The organism is Xenorhabdus sp. SGI246 (genome assembly GCF_040838225.1).
In the GTDB taxonomy this organism is placed as follows: Bacteria; Pseudomonadota; Gammaproteobacteria; order Enterobacterales; family Enterobacteriaceae; genus Xenorhabdus; species Xenorhabdus indica.
The window spans coordinates 1-8193 of sequence record NZ_JBFPEZ010000099.1 but is presented as its reverse complement, the minus strand read 5'-3'; the positions used below and the strand labels follow the sequence as shown (position 1 = coordinate 8193).

The 8193-nt window shown below is 43.0% G+C and carries 13 protein-coding genes; 3 read left to right on the top strand and 10 right to left on the bottom strand.

The window, feature by feature from the left end; genetic code table 11:
• Positions 1-594: 594 nt before the first annotated feature.
• The 10 genes from ABLA85_RS17280 to ABLA85_RS17235 form a co-directional block, all read right to left on the bottom strand.
• On the bottom strand, positions 595-1809 hold the full coding sequence (locus ABLA85_RS17280) for a type II secretion system protein GspD (protein WP_367965581.1): 1215 nt from the start codon (positions 1807-1809) through the stop codon (positions 595-597).
• Positions 1806-2843: a zonular occludens toxin family protein gene (locus ABLA85_RS17275; protein ID WP_367965580.1), complete on the bottom strand. Its 1038-nt coding sequence runs from the start codon at positions 2841-2843 to the stop codon at positions 1806-1808. The genes ABLA85_RS17280 and ABLA85_RS17275 overlap by 4 nt, the downstream gene beginning before the upstream one ends.
• 3 nt (positions 2844-2846) lie before the next feature.
• The gene (locus tag ABLA85_RS17270) at positions 2847-3134 is read right to left on the bottom strand and encodes a DUF2523 family protein (RefSeq protein WP_367965582.1); all 288 of its coding nucleotides are present in this window, start codon (positions 3132-3134) and stop codon (positions 2847-2849) included.
• Between the two features lie 13 nt (positions 3135-3147).
• On the bottom strand, positions 3148-4365 hold the full coding sequence (locus ABLA85_RS17265) for a hypothetical protein (RefSeq protein ID WP_367965579.1): 1218 nt from the start codon (positions 4363-4365) through the stop codon (positions 3148-3150).
• 97 nt (positions 4366-4462) lie between these two features.
• Entirely contained in the window at positions 4463-4705 is a 243-nt protein-coding gene (locus ABLA85_RS17260; RefSeq protein WP_367965578.1) for a major capsid protein, read from the bottom strand.
• A 1-nt stretch (position 4706) separates the two neighbouring features.
• Complete coding sequence (locus ABLA85_RS17255) at positions 4707-4931, bottom strand: hypothetical protein (protein WP_367965577.1); 225 nt, start codon at positions 4929-4931, stop codon at positions 4707-4709.
• Positions 4932-4936: 5 nt separating this feature from the next.
• Positions 4937-5224: a hypothetical protein gene (locus ABLA85_RS17250; RefSeq protein WP_367965576.1), complete on the bottom strand. Its 288-nt coding sequence runs from the start codon at positions 5222-5224 to the stop codon at positions 4937-4939.
• A gap of 55 nt (positions 5225-5279) precedes the next feature.
• The gene (locus ABLA85_RS17245) at positions 5280-5609 is read right to left on the bottom strand and encodes a hypothetical protein (RefSeq protein WP_367965575.1); all 330 of its coding nucleotides are present in this window, start codon (positions 5607-5609) and stop codon (positions 5280-5282) included.
• The gene (locus ABLA85_RS17240; protein WP_367965574.1) at positions 5597-6736 is read right to left on the bottom strand and encodes a replication initiation factor domain-containing protein; all 1140 of its coding nucleotides are present in this window, start codon (positions 6734-6736) and stop codon (positions 5597-5599) included. Before ABLA85_RS17240 ends, ABLA85_RS17245 begins: the two co-directional genes overlap by 13 nt.
• Positions 6726-6923, bottom strand: coding sequence for a hypothetical protein (locus tag ABLA85_RS17235; protein WP_367965573.1), 198 nt, complete (start codon positions 6921-6923; stop codon positions 6726-6728). Before ABLA85_RS17235 ends, ABLA85_RS17240 begins: the two co-directional genes overlap by 11 nt.
• A 169-nt stretch (positions 6924-7092) precedes the next feature.
• Between ABLA85_RS17235 and ABLA85_RS17230 the strand changes: the two genes are divergently transcribed.
• From ABLA85_RS17230 to ABLA85_RS17220, 3 genes are all read left to right on the top strand, one after another.
• On the top strand, positions 7093-7296 hold the full coding sequence (locus ABLA85_RS17230; RefSeq protein WP_367965572.1) for a hypothetical protein: 204 nt from the start codon (positions 7093-7095) through the stop codon (positions 7294-7296).
• Between the two features lie 157 nt (positions 7297-7453).
• Positions 7454-7663 (top strand): hypothetical protein, encoded by a 210-nt coding sequence (locus ABLA85_RS17225; RefSeq protein ID WP_367965571.1) that lies wholly within the window; start codon positions 7454-7456, stop codon positions 7661-7663.
• Between the two features lie 144 nt (positions 7664-7807).
• Entirely contained in the window at positions 7808-8107 is a 300-nt protein-coding gene (locus tag ABLA85_RS17220; RefSeq protein WP_367965570.1) for a YodC family protein, read from the top strand.
• Positions 8108-8193: the final 86 nt, after the last annotated feature.

The window sequence follows — 8193 nt, the reverse complement described above, 5'->3', positions numbered from 1 at the left end:
ACATTATGCGAACCTAAGATGTTATTTATGTCGTTACGTGAAAATCGTCACGTAATTATGCCTACCAATCATCTTCAGCGCCGCGTTCCTGACCCTCAACGAAGCCTACTCACCAAAAGCAAATCATCACTTCGCCTCTATACCGAAAAAAATTGTCCCGTGCTAGCTGAACATTTCTTTTGTCTGCGACCGTCCTGCTTTCGTGTCGCTGACCGCCTGCTAAAAGACGGCTTATCAGGACGAAGGAAGTGGCCGTGCTCCCCAATAAGTCCCCCCCTTTGTATCGGCGGATTAACAAAGGTGTCCCCAGTAACTCCGAGGAGCCGCCTTCCATGCCCTAAAGGGCATCTAAAACTCAAAACAAACCCCGATGAGCCGTTTTCTGTGTCCTGCTAAGCGATGGTAGTATGGGGTTGTTTGTTATCTCCTTTTTGGGGAGGTTAACTAGTGTGTTGTAACTAAAGGATTACGTGAAAAAAATAACGTAAGCCGTCATTTCACCCGTTATTTAGGGGCACGTTCCTGATGCTCACATCAATCTCTGCTGTCACCCGCCGCACTCCTCGACAGAGCTGCGGTGCGCGGCGGGTGACTTCATCGATTGACCTTTTTTACCTGCAACAACACCAAAATATCGGATTTACTCTGCTCAGCAGACTGTCCGGAAAACCAATCCCGCGGCAAAAATGAAAAGCCGGTATTCGCCCGCGTTGATTTTGATTCCGCTAAACCGCCCAATAAAATAATATCCCCATCCCCCATTGATACGTCCGTTTTCACCTCCCGTTTTATTAATGTCGGGCTGTTATTCACCCCCGTATCAGTACGGGCAAAATTGGATAACTGCTGATTAATAGATAAATCAATCACCTCCTGCCGTATCTGCGGCTGGACACTCAGGATCACACCGCTGGAGCGGTATTCAATAGATTGAACCGGCTTATTATCAGCGTAACTGACCTGCCCCAATACAGGAACATCCTGACCGACCGAAAACGAGGCCTGAGCCCCATTTTTAACCCGCAGACGTGGCGAACTGACTACATGAAAACGACTGTCTGTCCGGAATAATTCATACAGGGCATCGAGCGATCCAATATTGATCCGAATAAAATTGTCAAAACCCGCATTAGCCCCGACATTCACATTAAATTTCCCTGACAATAATTTCGCGGCCAATGCCAACCCTGAACCATTACGTTCACTGGTTTGTACCTCAAACACATAGGCCAATACAACGACCTCATCCGTTGCAACATCAATCAGCGGCAATAATGCCTGCAACCGTGCAATCTCCGGTTTCGTCCCGTAATAAACCAGAAAATCACCGGCACGATTCATAAAATCAGTCGCTGTTCCTGATACCGCAAGATCCGGCGATATCGCCCCGACCGCTCCCGTTCCCCGCTGACTGTTAAACTGCCCCTCAAACTGTCCCCGCAATAAATCCGACAAATACTCAACCGAACGATAACGGGGCTGATAAACAAACGATTCCCGCGGAATAACAGGGGCTTTCGGTGTAAACGGCGCCAGATAATCAACACCCTGACGCGGGTAAATCCCAATATTCATGTTCTCCAGATAACGACGAATAAACGCCCGTTCATCGATATCAGGCGTCATACGAAACGTCACAACCCGCGGATCATTCGCCAGTTCCGGCGATAACATAAACGGTTTATCAAATATCTGCATATAAACCAGATTCAATGCCTGGGGTAACGGCACCGCATTCAACTCAATACTCAGCCCCTTCGCTAATACTGACGAACTCAGAAATAACAGCCCCATTAATGCCCGTTTCATTTTGTATTAGCTCCCGTTCCTGAATACGTCGTCACTGTGCTGTCATCAACCTGACCCGATATCATCAGCCCCTGAAAATTAAACTGAGACGCAGGCTCTAACCGGATTTGCCCCTGATTATTCAACAGGACAATCCAGGCCTGGCCGCCCCGCTCAATTTTTCCGGCAATACGCCAATAGTCAGACACCGCCCGCATTGGCTCCCGAACGGGCACACTCATCGGCACAAGATTCTGTGGTTCATGCCCGACAGCCGCCTTTTTCTCTGCGGGCTGGGGCTGGCCATTAAAAAACTGGATCAGGAAAATCAACGACAGTACCATCAAAAAAATCAGCCCAATGACAATGAACCAAAACTTGCCCTGGCTAAACACACTCTGGCGTTTATCAACAATCTGCTCCTGACCGTTCCCGCCCTCATACGACTGATAGAGCGGAAATATCGCGGAGTCATAACGGCATTGATAAGACGTCGTGAGATTATTTCTAAATAATTTGATCCCTGAAAAAACATCAACCCGATAACGTCTACGTAACCCCAACGCCACTAATTTGGTCATCCGGTAAGTCGTCTCAATACGGTCTTTAATAAATCGCGGCAGATTAACAACCGACTGGTTTATTACCACTAAATCACAGGTAATACCCTGCTCATTGGCAAAATGACGATGCTCAGCAATAAATGAACGATGTGTAACAGCGATTTTATCGTTTTCCCAAATGCGCCAGGCCTCATCAATACAAATTAAATCCCCTGCCCGACAAAAGGAATTATCACTAATTCCCGTCTCAGTTTTAAACGGAAAAAATAAATCGTCCTTAATTTTTTCATTCTCAACAAAAATAATTTCACCCAGTTTCTCCGCATCCGCTTTATTTTTATTAATACAATAAGCCTTGATTTTTTCTCCTGAAATACCATAAATATTGGTCACAATCCGGCGCCCATTTATATACGCCGGAATAATCACATTAGCGATAACCTCATAAGATTTACCGCTCCCCGGCAAACCCACATACGCAGAAATTGCCATACATTACCCTATTACCGGAATACGGCGGATAATAAACCGGGTTAAATAAGATGAAATGACGACTTTAATACCCGTCGTCACCATAAATAAATTCATAAAATACCAAACTGAATCCGGCAATGAAATGATTAACTCTTTAATATTTGTTGAGCCAGGCAATAACTCCAGTAATACTGGAACAAATTCACTGACAAGATAAAACAATGCAAAGAACACAGCAAATTTAATAATAATGGCACGGAGCATAAAGCCCATAGCGAAATTCAATGCTGAGATAATTAATTTATACATCACTCCTCATCCCTTATGAAGAAAGAATAATTCGCAATCCTAAAAATGACCAAATAATTAAAGAAAATACTTTTAATAATCCCTGTATTTTCTCCAGCATAATGCAATGACTGTCCATCACAATATGCCGATCAAACACCTCAAATTCTGCCACAGGACACTGAGCGGACTTCTCCGGAATATCAAAGTTATTCAAAAACGGAAACACCCCGAACAACGGCGAAATAATCTGTTTAGCGGTCGGGATATCCTCCAGTTCGGGCGGTGCATTATCAATATAGTCCTCAACTTCCTTATCCTTGCCCTTCTCCTTGTCCCGTTCTCCAATGCCTCCGGTTAATAGGTTCTCATCAACCCGTGCCAGAACCTCAACACTTTCCAATAAATCATTCAATGTCACCTTTTGAATATTCAGTTCTTTTAGCACCGACTGTACTTCCGCCGAAGTCACCGGATTGCTACTGGAAAACGGCATCCCATCATAATCCTTCTGTAAGGACGCGTTCATCAATACCGCATTCACCAATGCCGTTAACTCATTAGCAGAAAGTTCCTTATTCTTAAATAAATGCTGCCTGATATCTTCGTCAATATCCGGTGACCAGTCCGGTAACCCGTTATTATTGACAATCGGCTGAATGGGCGGACGTATCATCTTGGCATACAAACGATTAGACAAAACTTTACCGCCATCAACAACCATATCAAAATAGCCATCATAATAATGTGGCGGCCTGAATCGAATTTCCTTTAATTCCCCAAAGTCACATTCCTTATAGCCCATACAACTTAACTTCCCTTCTCTTTTGTCTTTCTCAAACAACTGAGTTATCAACTCTTCGGATGAAAGAGAATAATATATATTACCTTCCTGCTTCACCGTATAAACCTTTTCCATATTATTCAATAAATCATTATGCAATGCATGAATACCCAACCCTAATCCCAGCCAGTTTAATGATTTATTGCCAACATGTAATAACGAATTGGTTTTATTTAAAACAGGTAATGGAATTTTATTAACAGAATTAACTGTATTATTCACCACAGTTAAAAAAACCGGATTATTTGCTGCCTGCGGTAATGAGCGTTTCACAATCACCCCGCCCATTACCCGTGGCAATACCATACGCGCCAATAATACGGGGGAAGAATAACATTCAGAAATAATAAACAGCATCCAAAATAAAATAACAATCAGCTTAATCCGGTTATGACTGCCCAGGCACATAACAGCCCCCATAAAAAGCAAATAAAATAAAAAATGGATTCCAGCATAGATAAAAATGGGGCCATTACGCCCCATCCCCTAGTGTCAGCAACAATATTTATGCACCACGTACCATCCGCAATATCCATCGAACGCCAGCAACACCCGCATAAATACCGACCAATGCGCCAGCAACGGCCAGAATACCTGTCATTACATTGCCGAAATTGATCGCATTCGTCAGTTGTGAATAATCAACCGTATTAGAATTATTATTATTTCCATCAGCCAATGCACCCGCTGATACTAAAAACAACGCGCCCGCCAATACCTTATTTTTTAATTCCATTAATTTAGACATACTACGCATTCCTAATCATATTAATAATGACACCCAATCCTTTGGCAAACAACCAAAGTCCGATGACCGAATTAAACGCAACGCCCCAGAACTGCGCCGCAACAGCATAATCCATGTCAGAGCGTTGCGGATATGGCATCTCAGATAACGTCAACATAATTGACTGGCAATCATTTGTCTGGGAATGACAAAGGGATCCGGTGATAGTATTATTTTGAGATGCCATATCAATCACATCCTATTATACGCACAGAAAAATACAGAATAATTAACCAACTTGAATAAGATAACCATCGAATCATCGGGGTGAGATTTAATTTTAATAATTTGTGCCAAAACATTCCGACCCGTCAATTTTTTATTTTTATCCTCGCATTCACGAATAATTAATAAATTTCCGCACTGTTCACCACGATAATTTTCCTGATGATGATCCATTTTTAACTTGCCCGTAAATATCACCTCATCAAATAATGAAGCGGAAATATTGACACTGTTAATGTGATTCATCTCAACCATTACGCTCTCCAATATTAACGGCATCGCCGCAATTGACGACGCCATAAAAATCAAATCAGCCCTTCAATAATTCCTTAACCGATTCCATCGGCACATACGACACATTCCACTGGTTAAACTCCAGACGCGGCGGATTATCCCCGAACGGTTTCCCCGGATACAGACTGGTGCCTGCAATCAGGTATTTCCCAGCGGGCAGCGGATTCGGCTCAGATAACGTAATCTCCGTCTCTGACATCGAACGCGGTCCCATATGTGCAATGACCCGCTGTAAATAATAGGGGGTAATTTCCCCCGTATTCTTATTTGTTCGGGTACGCGACTGAACCTTGACATCGGCCGCAGTCACCTCAATATAAAACGGGATTTTTTCTAAAACGGACATCGTGATACTCCTAACTTCTCATTGATCAATGTTTGGTAAATCGGCGGTAAATCTAATTTCAGGTTTAAATCCGAGAGATGTTCATCCCGCACTATCATGGACAGCACAGCATCAATATCTCCCTCAAAGAAGTGAATAATTTTCGCGATAGTCGAAGACGCCTGCTTGCGCAGCCACTGAACCTTAGCTTCAATAGCATCAACCGCCTTACGGCCAAACAGTACTGGAATCGGCGCAGGATCGGCCGGATTAATCGACGCGGCATACGGGCACAATCCGGTATAGGTCCCCTGAATATCTAAAAGTACTTCAACAGGAATGCCCTTCAACTCGGCTTCCGAACGATACCAGACCCCCGACACTTTTTGCTCCAGCGCCTTGTTATACACCCGCCAGTAAACCCGCGACTGGCGAGAACCAATCGTAACGATCTCTTTGGTATAACAGCCATCAATATCAATCTCATAGGCCGTACCCAACTTGGGCTTGGGTCCCATGCCGCCATAAAAAGCGTCATCCCGATAAGCAGACAACGCATGATGGCACGTGAACACACCATCATAGTCATCCGTCGCCAAATCGAGCCGTTTCAACGCAGTAATATCCAGGTGCTTAAACCATTTATAGAGCTTATCGGGCGTTGTTCCGCTCATCACATGGGCGCACCCTTTCCCGCCGATCTGGGCGTAAAAAGTGCCATTGTTCCCGCCCCAGTACAGCATGCCAAAGTGCTCATTGCCGCCATCCTCAGAATACAGTACGGCAGAATCCTGATAGGCAAAACCGCCTGTGCCGCGGGCAGGCCCAACAAACAGCCCAAAAACAGCAGCCATAAAGCGCCTTAAACGGGCATGCAGGCAACTTAACAGCGCCTGATTGTAAAGTTCCGCTTTATGGTTGATATCTTTAATAGAAGCCGTAAACATGTCGCCCATGTCCGGCAACGACGTGTAATCCGCGGTTAAGGTATCAGCGAATCGGCTGTGCTGATAATGCCGATAAGAGGGCAAGTGTTGATATTTTCGCCATTCATGTCCCTTTTCTTGAAAGGTGTGAACCTCTTTCATACAAGAAAGTGGTGCAGAAAAAGCAATATAATCAATAAGAACGGTTCTATCAGTAAACATCTAAGGACTCCTGATAGCCCGTAAAAGTACCGGACGCAACCGCCGTCGAAACAAGCACGACCTGATTGCCATACAATGCGCTACATTCGTGCATCAGCTCATCAACGGACGGGTAATAGTCCCATTCATCATTGACACGTGCATTAACGCCAAACCCTGCTATGTAGTCAAAATAGATAACCGTCATAAATCACCAATAGTGAAATAACACCAAAAGTACGCATGCATACAGTCATGCAACAATAGAAATCTAGCACAGTGCATGCACATACACAAGTACAACGATACAACTACATGAATGTTTACTTATAATGGAGAGATAAAGATATTTGGCTAAGAAAAAGGCGGACTTAGTTATGACAACCCAAAAACGAACAACTATGGCTATTGTTACAGAAAGAAAACTAAAACTTGAACGACTAGCAATAGATGCCAGCCATACTGCGGGAAAATCAATATCATGGACAGATATTGTTAACTATCTTATTGATAACTATGCAAAAGATGCAGCAAAGGATTTAATTCATTCAGTTAAACCTGAAAATCATCCTTCACGATAATAGAAGATAGCGATTTGCAAAATAGCTAGTCAGTAATGAATATTTACAGCATGCGCACATAAAGAAAATTATATAGGCATGTTGTAAATAAACATATATGAATACTTGATTCAATGTGAGGTAAGATAAAGAAACACATGAACAAGGAAGCAGTAAAATGAAACCGACTAGAGGCGATACAACCGTACGTATCAATGAAGAAAGAAAGTTAGAATTAAAGAGGAGAATCATTGAAATAGGAAACAAAACAGGTGAGATAGTTAAATCTTCAGAATTAGTCAACCAACTAATTGATAATTATCTCGATGAGGTTGTTAAAGACACTATCGCCAATATCCAAAAACAAAAAAACCGAGATTTAAAATAGAACGATTAATCATCAGACGATTTCGTGAAATCCCCTAGCCCAGCAAAGGCCGTTAGATTAGACCGGAGTGGCTGAAAGCCCGAAGATAACCTTAGACTACCCCCGTAGTACAGTACGGGGGTTTAACAACAGAGTACGTTAACTATGACTGATAACCCATCTTCAAATCATCAACACTCAGAATTAAAATGCACACAAATTAGTAATGATTTTAAAGTAGGCGATGTTGTTACTTTAAAATCGAAAGATAAAGCAATGACTATTGCAGGCTATAGCACAAATGTAGATAAAGACGGATACAATCTAGTTATATGTCAATGGTTCGACAGAGATGACCGACTGCAAACAGGCGAATTTAGTTATTTGATGCTGGAACACGACTCCGTACAGGAACATGATTCTGTACTGGAATACTTAGAAAGGATCAACAAAAGGCTCGCATAATGGACGTTATGTGTAAATTGGCGGGTGCACGCTGAAATTGTCGCACCCGCCAATTCAACATAACGTCATATCACATTATGCGAACC